The organism is Micromonospora sp. NBRC 101691, from assembly GCF_030269285.1.
In the GTDB taxonomy this organism is placed as follows: Bacteria; Actinomycetota; Actinomycetes; order Mycobacteriales; family Micromonosporaceae; genus Micromonospora; species Micromonospora echinospora.
This window is the reverse complement of the sequence record NZ_BSTB01000006.1, coordinates 83021-105672: the sequence shown is the minus strand read 5'-3', so window position 1 is coordinate 105672 and position 22652 is coordinate 83021. Positions and strand designations below refer to the sequence as shown.

The window sequence follows — 22652 nt, the reverse complement described above, 5'->3', positions numbered from 1 at the left end:
CAGCAACGGTGGAACGGCCGAGTCGTCCGACCGGCCCGCCTGTCACGTCGGTGACGCGGGCCGGTCGGCGGGCAGCGGGGCGGCGATGAGGCGCAGCTCCGCGCTGTACCGGCGGCCGTCGGCGTCGGTGAGCCAGAGCTGCTCCGGGTCCGGCAGCATCTCGGTGACGGTCACCTCGGCGGCGTCCCCGCCGGTGCGTCGCGCCCGGCGCACCGCCCGGCAGAGCACCTCCACCGACGCCAGGCCGGCCAGGTCGACGTGCACCGGCTTGCGCTCACCGGTGCAGCGGAGGAAGACGTGCCGGGGCAGGCCGAGCCGCTTCGCCCAGGACCGCGCCCGCACGAAGCGCCGGGCCTCGTCCGGGTCGCCCGCGAAGTCCACACCGCCGGCCGGGACCGTCCACGACTCGCGGCTGAACACAAGGCGGTCGATGGTCACCCGGGGCCGGTGCGGCGCCGGCGAGAGCAGCCGGAAGTGCGGCATCAGGTTCGCGGCCACCAGGTCCGCGAAGACCTCCACCAGGTCGTGGCCCTCGCCGCCGGAGCGGCGGCGGACCTGCAACCGACCGTCGGTGTCGATCACGTCGCAGTCGCCCACCACCAGGTCGTGGTCGGGGTCGTGGCCACAGGTGTCCGGGGCGAAGACCAGCCGCCGGTGACCGGGGGCCAGCAGTCGGGGCGAGAAACGGGTGGCGCTGCCGCCCTGGCTGCCGGTGGCGCCGATCCGGACCACCGCACCGGGCAGGTCGGCGGCCATCGCCCCGACCAGCGCGGCCGGATCCGGATGGCAGTCGACCCAGCTGGCGTAGCGCATGGTGTGGTAACCCGGGTGCAGCTCGCCGAGGACCCAGTCGACGTCACCGGCGGTGATCGCGGCCAGGTCGGGGGCGGCGACCATCAGGTCCGGGCTGTGCTGGACGGCCGTGGCCCAGCCGGGCGGGCCGGCGGGGAACGCGGCGGCAGCGGCGGCGCGCAGGTCGGCGGCGCAGCGGCGCACCCGCCGGTCGCCGGCCCCGACCGCGAGCAGCCGTTCCCACCGGTGGTGCAGGGCGCGGGTCAACGGGCGGACCACCGGGCCCGGGTCGTCGATCAGCACGTCCCGGGCGGCGAGCCACAGGTCGGCCAGCGGCACGGGTGTGTCCGGTCGCCGGGCCGCGAGCTGGTCGTACCGGGCGCGCAGCGCCCGCCGGTAGAGCGCCGCGCCGGCCGCCGTGTACCAGCGGGCGCTCTCCAGCAGCAGGGTCAGTGGCGCAGCGAGGGTGTCCAGCGCCGCCCGGCCGAGGCGGATCGAGTCCGGCCGCCGGCACTCCTCGAAGACCAGGGTGCGGCCGGCGTAGAGCTGACCGGCCGCGCGGACCGGGGCCGCGCCGGTGAGGTCGGTGAAGGTCGCGCCGAGCCCGGCGAGGGCGTCGCGCACCGCCGTCGCGTCCCCCCGGGCCGCCGTCACGGTCGCCGCCGCCGAGGTCAGCCGGTCCAGCGCGGCCAGCGCGGGTGCGCGTACCGCCGGGTCGTCGACGGTGGCCACGACGGACCGCAGGGTGGCGGCGGGGTGCAGGTCGTCGGGGGCCGCCTCCAGGGTCCACTCGATGCGACGGTCGGCGTGCAGCCGGTCCAGCGCCGCCCACGCCCGGTCCGGGTGGTGTCCGGCGTCGGCGCGGACCGCCGCGACGACCTGCCGGGCGGTACGCCCTGGGCGCAGCGCCCGCAGGACGGCCGCCTGTACCGGGTCCAGGGGCACCGGGTCGGCCGACGGCACCCGCAGGGTGTTCCCGTCGACGCCGAGCAGCGGCAGCAGCCGGGGCACCAGCCAGGGCCGCAGCGGCGGCGCGAGGGTCCGGCCCAGCTCCGCGAGAGCCCATCCCTCCAGGTAGAGGGTGCGGTCCCCGGCGGTACCGTCGTGCACGGCGCGGACCGGTTCCGGCTGCTCCGGGTCGATCCGCGCCCAGCGCAGCGGCCCGAAGAACCCGATCGTGTCGTTCTTCGCGGCGTACCGGTGCAGGTAGCTGGTGACCAGAGCCTCGGTCTTGCGGTGCCGGCCGGTGCGCGACACGGTCTCCGGGTCCCGGCGCAGCAGGGTGTCGAAGCCGGTCTCCAGGGCCCCCGGGTTCTGCCAGGCCACCGCCTCCCGGATCCGGGGGTCGGCGGCGGCGGCGTGCAACGCCCGGGCGAGGGCCCGTTCGGCGTGCCGGAACCGGGCCCGGTACGCGCCGTCGTCGGCCCCGGCGTCGACCGCGTCGGCGAGGACGGCCAGTTCCGGATCGGCCAGGGGTTCGAGCAGGTCGACGGGGAAGCCGGCGGCCCGGACGCAGAACGAGCGCCACAGCCCCCACCCACCGCCGAGCGGGACCAGGTGCGACATCAGCCGGCCAGTACCGCGGTCACCAGGTGGTCGGTGTCGGAGCCGGTCAGCATGTGCTGGCGGACGTCGGCGAAGCCCGCCTCGTCCAGCAGCGCGACGAGTTCGGCGTAGGAGTACGCCCGGCCGCCCTGGGTGTGGAAGAGGTTCAGGCTGAACATCCGGACGAACGCCTCCCCCGGTCCGGCCGGACGCTCGGGCACCTCGGCGAGCGGTTCGAGCAGGACGATCCGCCCGCCGGGGCGCAGCGCGGCGGCGGCCCGGCGCAGCAGGGTCGCCACCGCCTCCCGCTGGTAGCCGTGCACGATGTTGAAGAGCAGCACCAGGTCGTGGCCGGTGCCGAGGTCGGCGGTGAACAGGTCACCCGGACGCAGGGTGACCCGGTCGGTCAGGCCGGCGTCGGCCACGGTCCGCGCGCCCTGGGCCAGCGCCCCGTCCAGGTCCACCACGGTCGCGCGCAGCTGCGGGTGGGCGGTGAGGAGGGCGACCGGGTACGCGGCGTGCCCGCCGCCGACGTCGAGCACGCTGCGCGCCTCGGCGGGGACCGGCACCAGGTCGACGATCTCCGGGCCGAGCGCGTCGGCGAGGCCGCGCAGCATGGTGTGGAAGTCGGCCAGGGCGTCCGGGTGCTTCTCCAGCCAGGCGTAGAAGTCGCCGGTCGGGCCGCCGGAGCGGATCGACGACTCCAGGTCCTGCCACCAGCCGGTGAGCACGGTCGACCAGAAGGAGAGCGCCGGGGCGAAGCTGCCCGGGGCGTCGCGCAGCAGCCAGCGGGTCGTGTTGGCGCTGTTGGCGTACTGCCCGTCGGCGCGGGTGAGGTAGCCGTAGCCGGCCAGCGCGTCGAGCAGGATCCGCAGCCCCAGCGGGTCGGTGCCGGTGCGCTCGGCGAGCCGGTCGACCGGCAGCGGCCCGTCGGCCAGCGCCTCGAACACCCCCAGCCGCAGGCCGGCGGCGGCGCTGCGGAAGGAGACCGCGTCGAGCAGGTCGAGGTACGCGGCGGGGGCGGCGTCGGAGGCGAGGAACAGGTGGGCCTCGTCCGGGCTCAGCGGCACCGGCATGGGGCGCTCCTTAGGGTCGGTTGCAGGGTTCGGGGACGGGGTCAGCGGTTCGCGGGGACGGTCTCGGGGCCGGCGGCCCCGTCGGCGGATCCGGCCCGGTCAGCGGGGCCGGTGCCGGGGGCGACCGGTTCGGCGGGAACGGTGTCGGGGCCGACCGGTTCGGTCGGGTCGTCGGGGAGGGCGTCGGGCAGGTCGTCGACTCCGCGCAGCGCCGGCCACGCCCACGCGGCGACGGCGAGCAGCACCATCAACGCGCCGGTGACCGCGAAGACCAGGGCGACGCCCCGGCCGTCGCCGGTGCCGATCACCTGACCGACCGAGTCGGCGAGCGCGCCGTCGGAGCGCAGCAGCGGCTCGACCCCGTCGGCGATCGGCCCGGCCAGCACGTACGCGACCGGGATGCTGGCGTCGCCGATCACCCGGGCGGTGGCGAGCACCCGGCCCAGCACGGCCGGCTCGGTCTTGGTCTGGATCAGGGTCATGGTGGAGCTGTTCACGATCGGCAGGGTGAACAGGAACAGCGGGGCGACCACGCCGATCAACCACACGGACGGGGCCGCCGCGTGCAGCACCAGCGCCACCCCACCGATCGCGAGCCCGCCGCACACGGCGGTCATCCGCCGCTTCGGCCCGCCCCAGGCGCCCATCAGCAGGCTGCCGGCGAAGAGTCCGGCCCCACCGGCGAACATCAGCACGCCGAGGGTGTCCGCCGAGGCGAACGAGAGGATCAGCGGCTGGACCAGCACCCCGGCGATGCCGAAGAGGAAGTTGAACGCCCCGAAGACCAGCATGAGCCGGAGCAGGCCGGGACGCTGCCGCAGGTGGTGCCAGCCGGCAGCGGCCCCGCGCAGCACCGGCTCGTCGTCGGCGCCCTTCCCGGCCGGGCGGGTCACCTCGGCGGGCAGCCGGACCAGCAGCAGCGTGCCGGCCGCGACGACGAAGGTGCCCAGGTCGACGACCATCACCCCGCCGACCCCGATGGTCACCACCAGCACCCCGGCGACCAGCGGCGCGGCGATCTGCACCGCCCGGGAGACCTGCATCAGCCCGTTGAACCGGCCGAGGTTCCGCTTGCCGACCAGCGCCGGCGTCATCGCCTGGTAGGCGACCTGGTGCACGGTGGACGCCCCGGCGCTGAGCACCGTGGCCAGGTAGATGTGCCACACCTGGAGCGCGTCGGCGGCGACCAGCGCGGCGAGCGCGGCGGTGCCCACCGCGGCGAGGGTGTCGCTGGCCAGCATCAGCCGGCGGCGGTCCCGGCGGTCGGCGAGGGCGCCGGCGAACGGCGCGACCAGCACCGCCGGCAGAGTGGCGGCCAGGAAGATCATCGAGAACTGGGTGACCGACCCGGTGCGCTGGTAGACCCAGACGCCGAGGACGAACGCGGTCAGGCTCGACCCGATCAGGGAGACGAGCTGGCCGAGCCAGATGGCCACCCAGCGGTGGGTGGGCAGCGTACGGTCAGTCACGGGTCCTCCCCGGCGGGTCGAGGAACCCGGCGGCGACGAACGCCGCCAGGTAGGTGTGCAGCAGGTGCGCGTCCGCGGCCGGGCAGGTGACGCCGGCCGCCGCGAGGGCGTTCTCGGTGGCGGTGCAGTCGAAGTCCGGTTGGGTACGGACCGGGGTGGCCGCGCCGAACAGCGGGGTGAACCGGGCCAGGGCGACGTCCGGCCGGGCCAGCAGCGCCGCCCGCCAGCGCGGGTACGGCACCAGCTCGACCGGGTACCCGAAGTCGGTCACCGCCCCGGCGAGCTGGGCGTAGCTGACCGTGCGGTTGTTGTAGTAGTGGTGGTCGCCGGTGGAACCGGTCCGGGTCAGGTGGCCGATGCCGGCCCCGACGTAGTCCACCGGGGCGAGGTCGGCGGGGTCGTCGATGTCCGGTACGGCGCCGAGCTGCACGCAGGTCTTCAGCAGCCGGCTGAAGAAGTCGTCGACGTTTCCCACCCCGGTTCGGGCGTCGCCGGTGATCCGGGCTGGCCGGTGCACGCTGACCGGCAGGCCCCGGTCCCGGGCGGCGCGGACCAGCGCGTCGGCCACCCACTTGCTGGCGTTGTAGCCGTCGTACAGGCCGTCGCAGTCGTCCGGGACGTCCCCCTCGCGGACCAGGGTGCCGGTGCGGGACGGGGTGACGAAGACCCCGAGGGTGGAGACGAAGTGCACCGCGCTGGGGCGGGCGGTGGTGGCCAGCCGGAGCACCTCGTACGTGCCGTCGACGTTGGCCGGGCGCAGCACCGGGTACGGCTGCACGAAGTTGACCACGCCACCGTTGTGGACCACCGCGTCGAGCCGTTCGCCGAGGTCGACGAAGGTCGCCCCGGTCAGCCCGAGCCGGGGCGCGCCGAGGTCTCCGGGGACGCCGACGAGGCGGTCGGCGTACTCCGGTCGCCAGAGGCCGTACCGGTGCAGGTTGGCGCGGACCCGGTCGACGGCGGCGGCCGGCGTGTCGGCGCGGACCAGGCAGTGCGCGGTGGCCCGGGTGTGGGTGAGCCAGTCGGCGAGCAGGTACGCGCCGAGGAACCCGGTGGCCCCGGTGAACAGCACGTGCTCCGGCACCGCCGCCACGGTGCCGGCCGGCACGGGCAGGTCGTCGGCGCGGCGGGCCTCGGCGCGCAGCAGGTCGCCGTGGTCGGCCGGGGTCGGCCCGTCGCCGTCGAGGACGGCGGCGAGTCCGGCGAGGTCGGCGGCCTCGAAGAGCGCCCGCAGCGGCAGGTCCGCCCCGAGGGCGGCCCGGATCCGGGTGACCACGGTGGCCGCGAGCAGCGAGTGTCCACCCAGGTCGAAGAAGTTGTCCCGCCGGCCGACCGGTCCGGTGCCGAGCAGGTCGGCCCAGATCTCCGCGAGGGTCTTCTCGGTGGGGGTGGCCGGTGGCTCGTGCGCGGGCCGGTCGGTGGCGTCGGCGGGGGCCGGCAGGGCGGCCAGGTCCAGTTTGCCGTGCCGGTTGGTGGGCAGCTCCGGTACCCGGACGAAGGCCGCCGGGATCAGGTGCTCCGGCATCCGCCGCCGCAGCGCCGCGCGAGCCGCCGCGCCGTCCGGGGCGTCCGCGTCCCCGACGAGGTAGGCGACCAGGCGGGTACCGGTGGCGGCGTGGTCGACCACCACGGCGGCCCGGCGTACCCCGGGCAGGGCCGCGCAGGCCGCCTCCACCTCGCCGATCTCGATCCGGTGCCCCCGGATCTTGACCTGCCGGTCGGTGCGGCCGAGGAACTCCAGCGTCCCGTCGGCCCGGTGCCGGGCCAGGTCGCCGGTGCGGTAGAGCCGGGTCCCGGGCGGGCCGTACGGGTCGGGCACGAAGCGGACGGCGGTCTCGGCGGGTCGGCCGAGGTAGCCCCGGGCCGGCGCGGTGCCGCCGACGTACACCTCGCCGGGCAGGCCGACCGGCACCGGTCGCAGGTCGGCGTCGAGGACGTGGACCCGCACGTTCGGCACCGGACGCCCGATCGGCAGCCGGGTCAGGCCGGGCAGTTCCGCCCCGTCGACGGTGGCGTGGGTGGTGGCGCAGACGGTCGCCTCGGTCGGGCCGTAGTGGTTGTACACGGTCACCCGGCCGTCGGTCAGGCGTGCCCACCGCCGGACGGTGTCCAGGTCGACGGCCTCCCCGCCGACCATCGTGGCGCGCAGCGGGCCGACGTCGACCGGCCCGGACCGGCCGGCCAGGTCGTCCACCCAGCGCGCCCAGAGCGGCGCGGCGGTGTCGACCAGGGTGATCCCGTGGGTGCGGCACAGCTCGGCCAGGCCGGGACCGGTGATCGCCGCCGGCTGCCGGTGCACCACCAGCGCCGCCCCACTGGCCAGCGCCGGGAAGAGGTCGCCGACGGAGGCGTCGAAACTGAGCGGGGGCAGCATGAGCAGCCGGTCGCCGGGACCGATGCCGTGCAGGTCGGCGAAGCCCAGCGCCAGGTTCACGGCGGTGCGGTGGCCGACCATCACGCCCTTCGGCGTGCCGGTGGAGCCGGACGTGTGGATGACGTACGCGAGCTGGTCGGGGTGGATCGCCGGTGCGGTCACCTCGCCCGCCGTCACGCCGGGGTCGGCCCCGAGCCGTCCCGACCACGCGGGGTCGCACCCCTCGGTCGGGCGGCCGTCGGCGTCGACGACCAGCAGCGTGCCGGCGTACGGCCGGTCGTCGGGGTCGTCGGCCTCTGGCGGGGCGGCCACCGTCCGGGCGAGGTCGGCGTCGGTGAGGCAGACCGTGGTGCCGGCGGCGGTGAGCAGCGCCCGCAACCGGGCCGGCGGGTGGCCCGGGTCCAGCGGCAGGTAACCGCCACCGGCGGTGAGGATCGCCAGGATGCCGGTCAGCGCGGCGGCTCCCGCCGGCAGGGCCAGTCCCACCGGCTCGTCCGGCCGGACGCCGAGGTCACGCAGCCGGGCGGCGAGCCGGTCGGCGTCCGCGACCAGCCGGCCGTAGGTCAGCGGCGGCCGGTCGGGCGCGTCCGGGCTGACGTCCAGCAGCGCGGGCGCGTCCGGGTCGAGCGCCGCGCGGGCCCGGACCAGGTCGTGCAGGCCGCCACCCGTCGGGTACGCCCGGTCGGTGTCGTTCCACCGGGCCAGGTCCCGCCGCTCGGCGGGGCCGGTCAGGTCGAGGTCGGCGAGCCGACGCTGCGGGTCGGTGGCGAGCGCCCACAGCACGACGGTGAGGCGGTCGACGAACCGCGCGACGGTCACCTCGTCGAACAGGTCGGTGTTGTAGTCGACCAGTCCGGCGAGGCCGGAGCCGTCGGCCCGCACCGCCACGGTCAGGTCCAGACGGGAGGTCTCCCGCACCACCGGGACCGGTCGGACGGTGAGATCACCGCGCGGGCCCTCCGGACCGTCCTGGTTGACCACCAGCATCACCTGGTACAGCGGGTTGCGGCTCGGGTCGCGGGGCAGCCGGGCGGTCTCCACGATCCGCTCGAACGGCAGCTCGGCGTGGGCCAGCGACGCCACGCAGGTGGCCCGGACCCGGGTCACCACCTCGGCCAGTGTCGGGTCGCCGGACAGGTCGGTCCGCAGCGGCAGCGTGTTGACCAGCAGGCCGACGATGTCCTGCTGGGCCGCGTCGGCGCGCAGCGTCACCGGCGAGCCGACGCAGACGTCGTCGGTGCCGCCGATCCGGGCCAGCAGCACCTGGAGCCCGGCGAGCAGCACCATGAACCGGGTACAGCCGGTGCGCCGGCCCAGCGCGTCGAGGGCGGCGGTCAGGTCGGCGGCGACGGTGAAGCCGTGGGTGCGTCCGGCGAAGGTCTGGGTGGCCGGTCGGGGCCGGTCGGTGGGCAGGTCGAGCAGACCGGGGAAACCCGCCAGCCGGGTGGCCCAGAACTCCCGGGCCCGGTCGGCGGCACCACCGGCCAGCCGCTCGCGCTGCCACAGGACGTGGTCGGGGAACTGGGCGACCGGGGCGGGAGCCGCGCCGCTGCCGGTCCGGTGCCGGTGGTGCCCGTCGAGCAGTCCGGTCAGGACGATGTCGACGGACCGCTCGTCGGCGACGATGTGGTGCAGGCTGACCACCAGCAGGTGCTCGTCGTGGTCCAGCCGACCCAACCGGACCCGCAGCAGGGGCGTCCGGCCGAGGTCGAAGGGGGTCTCGGTCTCTTGACGGACCACGTCGGCGACCGCCGCCCCGCGTTCCGCGACGGACCCGCCGGTCAGGTCCTCGACGGCCACCACGCACCGGACCGCCGGATCGTCGGCGGCGAGCACCTCCTGCTCGACCTGCCCGTCCCGGTCCACGAACCGGGTCCGCAACGCCTCGTGCGCGGCGACCAGGTCGTCCAGCGCGGCCTGCACCGCGGCCGGCTCCAGTGGGCCGGTGAGCCGGACGGCGTGGCTCATCACGTACGCCGGACTGCCCGGTTGGAGCCGGTCGAGGAACCACATCCCCTCCTGCGTCGGGGACAGCGGCACCGGGGTGCCCGGGGCCCGGCGGGGAATCCCCGGCGGCGCGGTCGCGGTGCCCAGGCCCCGGCGGGCCATCAGCTCCCGGATCAGCCGTTCCCGGTCGGTCATTCAGTTCCCTCCACCAGTGCCCGCAGTTCCTCGTCGGAGAGGCCGGCCATCTCCTGCCGGAACGCGGCGACGGCGTCGACGTGACCGGGCGCCGGCTCGGCGGCGCGCAGCGCGTCGGCCATCGCGGCGACCGTGGGGGCGGCGAAGAGCAGCGGGACCGGCACCTCCATCTCCACCGCCGCGCCGATCCGGCCCAGCGCCCGTACCCCGAGCAGCGAGTGCCCGCCGAGACGGAAGAAGTCGTCGTGCACGCCGACGGTGTCGACCCGCAGCACCTCCTGCCAGATCTCGGCGACCAGCCGCTCCACCGGGTCGCGGGGTGGGACCGGGGCGGTGGTCGGGTCGGTCCACCGGGGGGCGGGCAGCGCCTTCCGGTCGACCTTGCCGCTGTCGGTGAGCGGCAGGGCGGCCAGCGGCACCAGGGTAGCCGGGACCATGTACTCGGGCAGCCGGCGGGCCAGCGCGGGCCGGACCCGGTCCCAGAGGGTGTCCGGGTCGGTCCCGGCGACGGGCACCGCGTAGGCGACCAGCCGGACGTCGCCGTCCCCGCCGGTCCAGGCGGTGACCACGGCGTCGGCGACCTCGTCGCGGGCCCGCAGCAGCGTCTCGATCTCGCCGGGCTCGATCCGGAAGCCACGCACCTTGACCTGGTGGTCGGCGCGACCGAGGTACTCCACCGTGCCGTCGGGGCGACGGCGGGCCAGGTCGCCGGTGGCGTAGAGACGGGTGCCGGGCCGGTCGGCGAACGGGTCCGGCACGAACCGGTCGGCGGTGAGGCCGGCGCGGCCGTGGTAGCCCCGGGCCACCCCGGTCCCGCCCACGTACAGTTCGCCGACCACGCCCACCGGCACCGGCTGGAACGCCTCGTCGAGCAGGTGGAGTCGGGTGTTGGCGATCGGCCCGCCGATGGTGACGGCGGCCGGGGCGGGCGGCACCGGTCCGGCGGAGGAGTAGACCGTCGTCTCGGTCGGCCCGTAGCAGTTCCACAGCGACGCCCCGTCGCCGAGGAGCGCGTCGGCGAGGTCCCGGGGCAGCGCCTCGCCGCCGGTGAGCCGCAGCCGCACCGACGCCGGCACCCCACCGGCGGCCAGCAGGAGCCGCCAGGTGGCCGGGGTGGCCTGGAGCACCGTCGTCCCGCTCTCGGCCAGCCGGCGGCGCAGGGCCGGCCCGTCCGCCGTCTCGTCGGCGCCGACCACCAGCAGCGGGACGTCGCACATCAGCGGCAGGATCAACTCCACCACGGAGATGTCGAACGAGAGGGTGGTGACCGCCGCGAGCAGGTCACCCGGTCCGAGGTCGAGGTCGGCCCGGAAGGAGACGAGCAGGTTGAGCACGGCCCGGTGCGGGACGGCCACGCCCTTCGGGCGGCCGGTCGAGCCGGAGGTGTAGAGCAGGTACGCCAGCGCGTCCGGGTGCGGGGTGACCGTCGGCACCGGCTGGTCCGCGCCGGTGCCGGCCGTCCCGTCGGCGTCGGCGTCGGCGTCGGCGTCGGCGTCGGCGTCGGCGTCGGCGTCGGCGCAATCGACGACGTCGGTGGCGGTGTCGTCGAGGAGCAGTACGGTCGGGGTCTCGGCCAGCACCCCGGCCAGCCGGTCGGCGACCGCGCGGCTGGTCAGCACCACGCGGGTGCCGGAGTCGGCGAGCATGAACCGCAACCGTTCCGCCGGCAGGGCGGGGTCGAGCGGAAGGTAGCCGGCTCCGGCGCGCCACACCCCGAGCACCGCGGCGACCATCCCGACGCCCCGGTCCAGGCAGATGCCCACCGGCGTGTCCGGGCCGACCCCGGCGGCGCGCAGCCGACCGGCGATCCGGGCGGCCCGACGGTGCAGTTCGGCCCGGTCGAGCTGGCCGTCCGGACCGGTGACCGCCGGTGGGGAGCCGGGCGCGGCCGGGCCGGTGGGCAGCAGTTCCAGCACCGAGGACACCGCGGGCAGCGGCCGGTCGGTGGCGTTCCACTCCACCAGGGCCTGCCGCAGTTCCGCGCCGTCCAGCAGCGGAATCCGGTCCAGGGGACGGTCCGGGTCGGCGACCGCCGTCGCCAGCAGGATGCACAGGTGCCGACCGAGCCGGTCCACGGTGGCGACGTCGAACAGCGCGGTGTCGTACTCGAACGCCAGCCGCAACGCGCCGTCGCCGGTCCGCTCCCCGACCAGGGTCAGGTCGAACTTCGCCGAGCCGCTGTCCACCTCCAGCGTGGTGGCCGTGCAGCCGGTGAGCCGGAACCCGTCGTACGGCGCGTTCTGGAGGACGAGTTGGGCCTGGAAGACCGGCGCGTGGGCCAGGCTGCGGTCCGGCTGCAACTCCTCCACGAGCTTCTCGAAGGGCAGCTCGGCGTTGCCGAGGCCGGTGAGCACGACCTCGCGTACCCGGCCGACCAGTTCCCGCAGCGACGGCGATCCGGCCGTCGACACCCGCAGGGCGACGGTGTTGACGAAGAACCCGATCAGCCCCTCCAGGTCGGGATGGTCCCGGCCGGCGACCGGGGTGCCGACGACGATGTCGTCCTGGCCGCTGTGTCGGGACAGGACCGCCTGGAAGCCGGCGAGCAGGGTCATGAAGAGGGTGACCCCGGCCGTCCGGTTGAACTCCTCGACCCGGCTGGTGACCTCCGCCGGGAGGGTGAGGTAGTGGGCCGCGCCCCGCTGGGAACGGCTCGTCGGGCGGGGCCGGTCGGTGGGCAGGGAGAGCAGGGCCGGAGCGCCACGCAGATGGGCCAGCCAGTGGTCGAGCTGCCCGCGCAGGGTGCCCCCGGCCAGCCGGTCCCGTTGCCAGACGGCGAAGTCGGCGTACTGGGTGGGCAGCGCGGGCAGGCGGGCCGGCTCGCCGGCCAGCGCGGCGGCGTACGCGGTGTCCAGCTCCCGGAACAGCACCCCCAGCGACCACGCGTCGGAGACGATGTGGTGCAGGCAGAACGACAGGTGGTGCCGGTCGGTGTCGGTCCGGACCACCACCACCCGCAGCAGCGGACCGACGGTCAGGTCGAACGGCGTCCGGGCCTGCTCCCACACCAGCCGGGTGGCCTCGGCGTCCCGGTCGGCCGCCGGCAGCCCGGTCAGGTCGACCACGGTCAGGTCCGGTACGCCGGTCGGGTGGACCACCTGCACCGGCTCCCCACCGGACTCGGCGAAGGTGGTCCGCAGCGCACCGTGCCGGGCCACGATCGCGGCCAGGGCGGTGCGCAGCGCGTCGACGTCCAGCGGGCCGCGTACCCGGAACGCCACCGGGATGTTGTAGACCGGGTCGGCGCCGGTGAGACGGTCCAGGAACCACAGCCGACGCTGGCCGAAGGAGGCCGGGTGCCGGCGGGGAGCGCGGGCCCGTTCGGCGAGCAGCCGGGCGAGCAGTGCCCGCTTGTCCCCGGCGGCTCCGGCGGCGGAGTCGGCCGTGCTCATCCCACCTCCTGACCGAGAAGCTGGCGCAGCGCCGGCGCGCCGGTGGGGGCCTCGGGCACGGTGAGGCCGTGCCGGGCGGCCGCCGCGGCGATCTGTCGGCGCAGCGCGCCGGGCGCGCTGTGCGCGAAGAACCGCAGGTACGCCGCGCAGGTCACCGGGTCGTCGACGAGGAACGGCAGGTCGCTGGCGACCATGTGCCGGACCACCAGCATCGGCACCGGGCTGTGCAGGGGCCGGAACTCGGTGTTCCACAGGCCGCCCTTGTCCGGCGGACCGTCGTGGAACTCGCCGAGCATCAGACCCTGTTCGGTGTACGCCGGCTTGAGTCGCGCCTGGGTGCGGTCCACCGCTTCCCGGGCCACGTCGGCGGGCAGGTCGGGCAGGGTGAGCAGGATCGTCTTGAACTGGGCGGCCGGTCCGGCGAGCGGCTCCAGGCCGGCGAACCAGTCCCGGTACCCGGCCAGCACGGTGTCCAGCTCGACCGGGTCGACACTGCTTCCCCGGTGGACGGCCAGGTAGAAGGTGTCCCGGTCCAGCGAGCCCTGCGCGAAGGGACAGACCGGTCCCCGGCGGCCCAGCTCCGGGTGCGGCTCGCAGAGGTACTCCCGGGCCCAGGCGACGACCGCCCGCAGCTGGTCGACCGCGCCGTCGAGCAGCGGGTGCGGCGGCTCGGCGGACAGGTCGGCCGCGGTGAACAGGATCTGTCCGGGAAGGAGCGAATGGGTCAGCACGATGTCCGCCGCCCCCCGGCCCGGCGTCCGGCGCGCAGCCCGGCGGCGAGGGCGGCCACGGCGCCCAGGGCGAGACCGGCGCCGGCCACACGCAGGACACGCTCCTGGCGACGGGCCTGGGCCAACGCGTCGGCGTACGGGGTGGTGGTGTGGGCGACCATCGTGTACAGCGGCACCCAGCGCCCCGGCAGCAGCCGGGTCAGCACCCGGTCGGCGGCGGCGGAGAGGGTGTACCCGGTTCGGTGCACCCGGTCCCGCAGGTCGACGAAGTTGGCGGTCGACAGGTCGGCGAGCACGTCGGTGTGCGGCTTGCGGGCCGCCTCGTACGCGGCCAGCGCCGCCGCCCGGTCCGTCGGATGGTCGGCGAGGCAGCCGTCGAGCACCAGGCAGTCCTCGAAGGCGGAGTTCATGCCCTGCCCGTAGAACGGGTAGACCGCGTGCGCGGCGTCCCCGATCAGCACCACCTTGTCGGCGTGCCGCCAGGGGGCGGTGCGCACGGTGACCAGGTGCCCGGTCGGGTGTCCGGCGATCTCGTCGACCAGGTTCGGCATCAGGTCCTCGGCGTCCGGGAAGTGCCGGCGGAAGAAGTCCCGTACCGCCGCCGGGGTGTCCAGCGCGGCGAAGCTCACCGGCCCCTCGTGGGCCATGAACAGCGAGCAGGTCAGCGAGCCGTCCCGGTTGGGGTGCGCCACCATCAGCGCCTCGTGGCCGGGCCAGACGTGCAACGCCTCCAGCCGGACCCGGGGAGAGCCGTCCGGGCCGATCGGGATGGTCAGCTCCTTGTACCCCCAGGGCAGGAACTCCTGGGCGTAGTCGCTGCGCAGTCCGTGCTGCATCTGCTGCCGGACGGTGGAGAACACGCCGTCGGCGCCGACCACCCAGTCGGCGGTGATCCGGGTCGGTTCCCCGCCGCCGGTCGGGGCGACCTCGACGGTCGCGGTGTCCCGGTCCAGCCGGGTCAGCCGGCTGCCGAAGTGGAACCGGACCTCCGGTTCCGCCTCGGCGGCCTCCACGACCAGTGAGATCAGCTCGTCGCGGAGCACCGAGTGGAGGATCTCGTGTTCCCGCACCCCGTACGGCTGGAAGCGCACCGAGCCGTCCGGGGCGTGCACCACCCGGCCGCGCATCGGCACGCTGCGCTTGAGCACGTCGTCGAGGAGACCCACCCCGTCGAGGGCACGCATGCCCCGGGCGGAGAGGCCGAGGTTGATCGACCGGCCGCCCGCGCCGGCCGGGGCGGTGCGGGGGTCGGGCCGTCGCTCGTGGACGTCGACCGTGTAGCCGCGGCGGGCGAGGTAGAGCGCGGCGAGCGAGCCGGCCAGGCCGGCTCCGATGACGACCACCCGTTCCCGGTGCGGGGTCACATGTCCTCCTCGGCGATCAGGGTGTCCAGGAGCGCGTCGACCTCGCTGTCGGAGAGGTCGTCGAGTGAGGCGAGCAGGTCCTGCGGGGTTGGCCCGGCGGGACCGATGCGGTCGGTGCCGGCGGGGGCCTCGACCCCGGCGGCGACGATGACGGCGAGTTCGGCGATCGTGGGCGCGGCGAAGAGGCTGCGCAGCGCCAACTCGGTGCCGAAGGTGGTGCGGACGCGGGCGATCAACCTAGTCGCGGTCAGCGAGTGCCCGCCGAGGGCGAAGAAGTTGTCGTGCACGCCCACCTCGTCCCGGCCGAGCACGTCCCGCCAGAGCGCGGCGAGCTGCTCCTCGACCGGGTCGCGCGGCGCGGTGGGCCCGTCGCCGCTGGTCTCCCGCCAGGTCGGCTCGGGCAGCGCCCGCCGGTCCCGTTTGCCGCTGGCGGTACGGGGCAGCGCGTCGAGGACGACCAGGGTCGCCGGCACCATGTACTCGGGCAGGCGGCGGGCCAGCGCGGCGCGCACCTGCGGCCAGAGCGAGACGGCGTCGACACCGGCCGGCTCGGTGACCGCGTACGCGGCGAGCCGGACGTCCGCCCCCGTCCCCCAGGTGGTCACCACGGCGTCCCGGACGCCGGGCTGGTCGCGCAGCGCGGCCTCGATCTCGCCCAGCTCGATCCGGAACCCGCGCACCTTGACCTGTTGGTCGGCCCGGCCGAGGTATTCCAGCCGTCCGTCGGGCAGCCGCCGGGCCAGGTCGCCGGTGGCGTAGAGCCGCCCGCCGGGGCGGTCGCCGAACGGGTCGGGCCGGAACCGGTCGGCGGTGAGGGCTGGCTGGCTGTGGTAGCCCCGCGCGACCCCGGCTCCCCCGATGTGGATCTCACCGACCACCCCGTCGGGCACCGGCTCGCCGGCCGCGTCGAGCAGGTGGACGCGGGTGTTCGCGCAGGGCCGCCCGAGGTCGACCGGGCCGGTGGCGTCGACCGGACCGGCCGAGGAGTAGATCGTGGTCTCCGACGGGCCGTACCCGTTGAGCACCCGCGCCCCGTCGGCGCGCAGCCGGTCGGCCAGGTCACGGGTGAGCGCCTCGCCGCCGCTGATCCGCAGCCGCACGCCGGCCGGTACGCCCCGCGCGGCGACCAGCATCCGCCAGGTGGCCGGGGTGCCCTGGAGCACGGTGACGCCCCGGTCGGTCAGGGCGGTGTGCAGGGCGGTGGCGTCGAGCGCGGTGTCCGCGTCGAGCATCTCGATCCGGGCGCCAGCCAGCAGCGGCAGCACCAGCTCCACCACGGAGATGTCGAACGCCGGGGTGGTGATGGCGGCGACCCGGTCGGCGGGGGTCAGGTCGAGCAGCCGGTGGAACCCGACGAGCAGGTTGACCACCGCGCCGTGGGTGACCGCGACGCCCTTGGGACGGCCGGTGGAGCCGGAGGTGTAGAGCAGATAGGCCAGCCCGTCCGGGTGACCGGCGACCGGCGGCGGGTCGGTGGGGAGCCCGGTCGGGTCGAGCTGGTCGAGGCGGAGCACGACCGGCACGGTGGTGCCGGCGGCGGCCACCGCCCCGGCGGCGTGGGCCGCGCCGGTGGCGTCGGTGAGCACCACCGGCGGGGCGGCGTCGGCCAGCATGGTGGCGAGGCGGTCGGTCGGCAGCCCCGGGTCGAGGGGCAGGTAGCCGGCGCCGGCCCGCCAGACGCCGAGGACCGCCGCGACCAGGTCGGTGCCCCGGCCGAGGCAGAGCCCGACCGGGGTGTCCGGGCCGACGCCGTGGCGGCGCAGCAGGTGGGCGATCCGGTTGGCGCGTACGGCGAGGTCCCGGTGGCGCAGCGCGCCGTCCGGTGCGGCGACCGCCACGGCGTCGACGTCGACGGGCGGGTGAAGGTCGAGCAGTTCACCGACCGTGGCCACCGGGGGCAGCGGCAGGTCGGTGTCGTTGCCGGCGCGCAGCAGCCGCTCCCGCTCCCCCGCGTCCAGCATCGGCAGCTCGTCGACGGGGGTGCCGGGCCGGTCCAGGGCGGCGGCGAGGAGCGTGAGGTACCGGTCGGCGAGGCCGGCGACGCGGGCGGGGTCGTAGAGGTCGGTGCGGTAGGTGATCCGCCCGGTCAGGCCGTCCGGCCGGTCCTCGACGGTGAGCGTCAGGTCGAACTTGACCGTGCCGTTCTCCCACAGGCGCGGGGTGAACCGCAGGCCGGCCGAGGTGTCCGGGGCCGGCGGTTCGTCCAGCGCGAACATCACCTGAACCACCGGGGCGTGCGCGAGGCTGCGGCTGGGGGCCAGCCGGTCCACGATCCGGTCGAAGGGGACGTCCTGCCGGGACTGGACGGCGGTGGCGGTGGACCGGGCCTGGGCGAGCACGCCGGTGAAGTCCGGCCGGTCGGTGAACCGGGCCCGCAGCGCGAGGGTGTTGGCGAAGAAGCCCACCACGTCCCGGGTCTCCGGTCGGGTCCGACCGGCCACCGGCACCGCCACCAGCAGGTCGTCGGCGCCGGTGAGCCGGTGCAGCAGCACCTGGAAGCCGGCCAGCAGCCGGGTGAACAGGGTGCCGTCCCGGCCGGCGCGCAGTCGGGCGGTCAGCGCGTCGGGGAAAACGAACCGGACCTCGCCGCCGGCGTCGGACTGCTCGGCCGGGCGGGGCCGGTCGGCGGGCAGGTCCAGCAGGGTCGGCGCGCCGGACAGCTCGGCGTGCCAGAAGTCCAGGTCGGCGTCGAAGGCGCCCTGCTCGTCCTGCTCGCGCTGCCAGACGGCGAAGTCGGCGTACTGCACCGGCGGTGGGGGCAGGTCGGGGTGGGCGCCGGCGGCCAGGGCGGCGTAACCGGCGGCGAGTTCCCGGAAGACGACCCCGAACGACCAGCCGTCGGCCACCGCGTGGTGCACCACGACGGTGAGCACGTGCGCGTCGGCGGACCGGCGGATCAACCCGAACCGGGCCAGCGGACCGGTGTCCAGGTCGAAGGGCTCCCGGGCGGCGGCGTCCACCAGGTCGGGCCAGTGGTCGCCGCCGTCGACGACCGGCAGCCGGACCGGCGCGGCCGGGGCGACCACCTGGGCGGGTTCCCCGTCGACGGCGGTGAAGTGGGTGCGCAGCGCCTCGTGCCGGTCCACCAGCCAACTCAGGGTGGACTCCAGCGCGGCCACGTCGAGCGGGCCGTCCAGTTCGACCGCCCAGGCGATGTGGTAGGTCACCGCGCCCGGGGTCATCTGGTCGATCATCCACAGTCGACGTTGGGTGAACGACGACGGCAGGACATAGGTTTCGGTGTTCATACTCCCGCCTGGGTGCGGTGGGGACGGTCCGACCGCCGGTCGGCGGCCGGAGTGCCGGGCACGGTCTTCTCGACCGCACCGGGGGTACGCGTGTCGACGGCGACCAGGCGCAGTTCCGCCGTCCGGTGCCGGCCCTGCGCGTCGGTGAGCCAGGTCTGGTCCGGACCGGGCAGCATCTCGGTGAGCCGTACGGTGGACTCGGGGTCGTGGCCGACGGTGCGGCGCACCGCGCGGGCGAAGACGTCCACCGCGGCGAGGCTGGCGAAGTCCAGGTGGAAGGGCTTCTCCTCGGCCGGTGTCTTGACGAAGACGTGCCGGGGCAGGGCGTGCTCCCGCTGCCAGCGCCGGACCTGGTGGAACCGCTCGCCCTCGTCGGGCAGCCCGGCGAAGTCCAGCCCGGCGGCGGGGAACCGCCAGCTCTCCCGGGCCAGCACCACCCGGTCGACGGTGATCCGGGGCTGGTGGTCGGCCGGCCGCCGGATGTCGAACCGCTGCACCAGCTGCACCATCAGCGCCTCCCCCAGCACCTCGGTCAACGGCAGCCGGTGCCGGCCGTCCCGGCTGTGCACGGTCAGCACGCCGTCGACCGGCCCGAGGAGGCAGTCGGCCACCGGCAGCGACGTGACCGGGTCGAGCCCGCAGCTGTCGTGGCCGAAGACCAGGTGCAGGTCCCGGTCGGTGACCAGCTTGTCGGTCAGCCGGGACGACGCGCCGCCCTCCTCCCCCGTGGCGGCCAGGGTGATCCGGCCGTACGGCAGGTCGGCGGCCATCGCGGCGCGCAGCTCCTCCGGCGCGGGGTGCTGGGCGACGAACAGCGCCGACCGCAGCGTGTTCACCCCCGGGTGCACCTCGCCGACCACCCAGTGGAAGTCCCCGCGCGCCACCGCGTCCGGCCCGTCCGCGGCGAGCAGCACGTCCGGGCTGTGCTGGTACGCGCCGACCCAGCCGGGGCGGGGTGCGGCGAACGCCTCCGCCACTCGGTCGGCCAGGTCGGCGGAGACAGCGGTGATCCGGTGGTCGACGGCGTCGGGCAGGATCTTCGCCCACCGGTCCTGGAGCGCGCGCACCACCGGCGCGATCAGCTTCTCCGGCGGGTCGAAGAGCAGGTCGTTGGCCCAGAGCCAGAAGTCGGCGAAGGACACCGTGTCGCTGCCGGTGCGGGCCACCAGTTCCCGGTACCGCTCGGTGAAGGCCCGCCGGAACAGCGCCGCCCCGGCGGAGGTGAACCAGCGGGCACTCTCCAGCAGCAGGGTCAGCGCCGGCCAGCAGGTGGCGACGAGGTCGGTGGAGAGGGTGACCTCGGTGCCGGACCGGCAGTCCTCGTAGACCAGGGTCCGCCCGGCGTAGGTCCGGCCGGCGCGACGGGTCGGCGCGGTGCCGGTGAGCGAGGTGAACCGCTCCTCCAGCGCCTCGATCGCCGCACCGAGCCGGTCGGCGTCCCCGGCCGCCGCGGTCACCTCGTCGCGGGCCCGTTCGAGGTCGTCGAGGGCGGCCAGGGCCGGCTCCCGTACGGTCGGGTCGCCGATCGCGGCCAGTCGGGCCCACAGCGCGCGTTCCGGGAAGAGGTCCTCCTTGGGTACCTCCAGCGACCACGAGATCCGGCGTTCCCGGCGCAGCTCGTCGAGCATCCGGTAGACCTGTTCGCTGGTGGCGATCCCGGTGTCCGGGTCGGCGACCAGCGCGGCGGCGATCTCGCCGGCCGGCCGCGTGCCGTCGCAGGCGCGCAGCAGCCGGGCCGTCGCCGGCGGCAGGTCGACCGGTGAGGTCAGCGGCATGCGCAGCTCGTCGCCGAGGACGGCCAGGAAGGGCATCCGGCGCGGCACCAGCCACGGCCGCAACCCCGGTTCGCGGGCGGCGAGTGCCTCGGCCACCTCCACCACCGCCCAGTTCTCCAGGTAGACGGTGCGACGGGCGAGCGGCGCGGCACCGTGGTGGACGGCGAGCGCGGACGGGGCGTCGGTGATCCGGGCCCAGCCGACCGGGCCGAAGAAACCGATGGTGTCGTTCTTGACGCAGTAGCGCTGGAGGTAGGTGGCGACCAGCGCCTCGTGCTGGCGGTGCCGGGAGTCGCGCCGGTCCCCGGCGGCCCGGACCGGGTCCACGCCGGTCCGCAGCGCGTGCCGGTTCTGCCAGGTCACCGCCTCGCGGAACGACGGGTCGGCGGCGGTGGCCCGCAACGCCTCGGCGCGGGCCGCGCCGGCCCGGTCGTACGCGGCCCGGTACGCCACGAGCGCGGCGTCCCGTGCGTCGTGGGCGGCGCGGAGCGCCGCGTGGGCGTGGACCAGCGCCCCGCCGTCGACCGACGCGGCACCGGCGGGCAGCGGCTCGGGTGGGGTGTCCCGGCGGAGCTGGCGGACCGCCCGGTTCCAGCCGGTCCGCTCCCCCGCCGGGCTGGCCGCCCGCGCACGGCGCAGCCGTTCGGCCAGGTCCCGTCGGGCCCCGGTGAGTCGCTCCCCGGCCGTGAGCAGCGCGTCGGCGGCCCGCACCAGGTCCGGGTCCCCCAGGGCGGTCAGCGTCTCGACCGGGAAGCCGGCGGCCCGCAACCCGACCCAGCGCCACAGGGCCCACGGCCCGGGGACCGGACGGACCAGGTGAGCCGATCCTTCGGCCGGGCTCTGCGCCGACCGGTACCCGCGCCGGTCCCGGCGGACCACCCCGGTGGACGCGCGTACGCCGGAGGCGTGGTGGGCGACGGCGTCGGCCAGCGCGGCGAGTGTCGGCCGCTCGTAGACCACGCGGACCGGCAGGTCGACGCCGAACCGGTCGGCCACGACGAAGGTGAGCCGGGTGGCCAGCAGCGAGTTCCCGCCGAGGAGGAAGAAGTCGTCGTCGGCCCGGGCCGGTGCGGCGCCGAGCAGCTCGGCCCAGACCTCGGCCAGCCGGAGGTGGGCCGGGTCGGTCAGGTCGGCGGGCGGCCGGTCGGACGGTGGTTCCGGCAGGGGCAGGGCCCGGCGGTCGACCTTGCCGTTACGGGTCAGCGGCAGGGCGGGCAGGACCAGGTGGGCGGCCGGGCGCAGGTGGACGGGAAGACGCTCGGCGGCGTACCGGGCCAGGTCCTCGGGGCGCGGCGCGGCCTGGCCGGGTCGGGGGGTCAGGTAGGCGAGCAGGCGGCGTCGTTCCCCCTCCCCGTCGACGACCACGACCGCGTCCCCGACGTCCGGGTGGGTACGCAGCACCGCGGCCACCTCGCCCGGCTCGACCCGGAAGCCCCGGATCTTGACCTGTCCGTCGATCCGACCGAGGAAGTCGAGGGTGCCGTCCGGTCGCCAGCGGACCAGGTCGCCGGTGCGGTACATCCGGGCGCCCGGACGCGGGTCGAACGGGTCCGGCAGGAACGCCGCCGCGGTCGCCCCCGGACGGCCGAGGTAGCCCCGGGCCAGCCCGACGCCACCGGTGTACAGCTCGCCGGGCACCCCGACCGGCACCTCGCGTCCCTGCGGGTCGAGGACGTACACCGTGGACCGGGGCACCGGACGGCCGATCGGCACCGGATCCGGCACCGCCTGCGGGTCGGTCATCGGGTGCACGCAGGTGAAGGTGGTGTTCTCGGTCGGACCGTACCCGTTGACCAGGGGCGCGCCGCCGCGCACCCGGAGCGCCCGGCGGACCGCCTCCGGGGCGAGCACGTCCCCACCGGCGAGCAGTTGACCGACCCCGGCGAGGCACGCCGGGTCGAACTCGACCAGTTGGTGGAAGAGTCCGGCGGTCAGCCAGAGCACCGAGATCCGTTCCCGGCGCAGCAGCCGGGCCAGTTCGGCGAGATCGGGCGCACCGGCCGGGGCCACCACCAGCCGGGCCCCGTTGGTCAGGGCGCCCCAGATCTCCAGGGTGGCCGCGTCGAACGCCACCGGGGCCAGGTGCAGCACGGTCTCGTCCGGGCCCAGGCGCAGGTAGCCGGGCAGGTGGACGAGGCGGACCACGGCGGCGTGCGGGACCGCGACCCCCTTGGGGGTGCCGGTGGACCCGGAGGTGAAGCTGACGTAGGCCAGTCCGGACGGGTGCAGCCGCCGGGCCGGCACCGCACGGTCGCCGGGGACCGGGGCTCCGGACGGCTGACCGGCGGCGGGCGTGTCCGGGGCCGGGCGGCCGGCGGTGGGCTCGTCCAGGCGGAGCAGTCGGGTCGCGCCCGGCACGTCGCCGGTGGCCAGCACCAGCGGGTCACCGGCGACGGCGAGCAGCTGCCGGGTCCGGGCGGGCGGGTCGTCCGGATCCAGCGGCAGGTACGCGCCGCCGGCCTTGAGGACGGCGAGGAGCGTGACGACCAGGTCCACCGAGCGGGGCAGGGCCACCGCCACCGGCTCGTCCGGTCGCACCCCGGCGGCCACGAGCCGGTCGGCGAGACGGTCGGCGCGTTCCTCCAGCTCCCGGTAGCGCAGGACGGTGCCGTCGGTGCCGACCAGGGCGACCGCGTCGGGCTGCCGGTGGGCCACGGCGGCGACCAGGTCCGGCACGGTGGCGTCGGCCGGGTACGGCCCGGCGGGTTCGGTGGCGGCGCGGAAGCCGGCCAGCAGGGCTTGGT

General features: G+C 76.0%; 9 protein-coding genes. All 9 read right to left on the bottom strand.

The annotated features are described in order from the left end of the window. Window positions 1-42: 42 nt before the first annotated feature. From QSK20_RS12350 to QSK20_RS12310, 9 genes are read right to left on the bottom strand one after another with little or no spacing between them, the layout of a single operon-like run. Window positions 43-2358: a lantibiotic dehydratase gene (locus tag QSK20_RS12350; protein ID WP_285788742.1), complete on the bottom strand. Its 2316-nt coding sequence runs from the start codon at window positions 2356-2358 to the stop codon at window positions 43-45. Continuing rightward, window positions 2358-3413 (bottom strand): methyltransferase, encoded by a 1056-nt coding sequence (locus tag QSK20_RS12345; protein ID WP_285788741.1) that lies wholly within the window; start codon window positions 3411-3413, stop codon window positions 2358-2360. Before QSK20_RS12345 ends, QSK20_RS12350 begins: the two co-directional genes overlap by 1 nt. Window positions 3414-3454: 41 nt before the next feature. Next, the gene (locus QSK20_RS12340; RefSeq protein ID WP_285788740.1) at window positions 3455-4882 is read right to left on the bottom strand and encodes an MFS transporter; all 1428 of its coding nucleotides are present in this window, start codon (window positions 4880-4882) and stop codon (window positions 3455-3457) included. Beyond that, entirely contained in the window at window positions 4875-9398 is a 4524-nt protein-coding gene (locus tag QSK20_RS12335) for a non-ribosomal peptide synthetase (RefSeq protein ID WP_285788739.1), read from the bottom strand. Before QSK20_RS12335 ends, QSK20_RS12340 begins: the two co-directional genes overlap by 8 nt. Beyond that, window positions 9395-12790 carry a non-ribosomal peptide synthetase gene (locus QSK20_RS12330; protein ID WP_285788738.1) on the bottom strand — a complete coding sequence of 1132 codons (3396 nt, stop codon included), beginning with the start codon at window positions 12788-12790 and terminating at the stop codon, window positions 9395-9397. The genes QSK20_RS12335 and QSK20_RS12330 overlap by 4 nt, the downstream gene beginning before the upstream one ends. Continuing rightward, the gene (locus QSK20_RS12325) at window positions 12787-13521 is read right to left on the bottom strand and encodes a DUF6875 domain-containing protein (protein WP_285788737.1); all 735 of its coding nucleotides are present in this window, start codon (window positions 13519-13521) and stop codon (window positions 12787-12789) included. The genes QSK20_RS12330 and QSK20_RS12325 overlap by 4 nt, the downstream gene beginning before the upstream one ends. Next, the gene (locus tag QSK20_RS12320; protein ID WP_285788736.1) at window positions 13515-14885 is read right to left on the bottom strand and encodes an FAD-dependent oxidoreductase; all 1371 of its coding nucleotides are present in this window, start codon (window positions 14883-14885) and stop codon (window positions 13515-13517) included. Before QSK20_RS12320 ends, QSK20_RS12325 begins: the two co-directional genes overlap by 7 nt. Then, complete coding sequence (locus QSK20_RS12315) at window positions 14882-18133, bottom strand: non-ribosomal peptide synthetase (RefSeq protein ID WP_285788735.1); 3252 nt, start codon at window positions 18131-18133, stop codon at window positions 14882-14884. The genes QSK20_RS12320 and QSK20_RS12315 overlap by 4 nt, the downstream gene beginning before the upstream one ends. Further along, window positions 18130-22644 carry an amino acid adenylation domain-containing protein gene (locus QSK20_RS12310; RefSeq protein WP_502888891.1) on the bottom strand — a complete coding sequence of 1505 codons (4515 nt, stop codon included), beginning with the start codon at window positions 22642-22644 and terminating at the stop codon, window positions 18130-18132. The genes QSK20_RS12315 and QSK20_RS12310 overlap by 4 nt, the downstream gene beginning before the upstream one ends. Window positions 22645-22652: the final 8 nt, after the last annotated feature.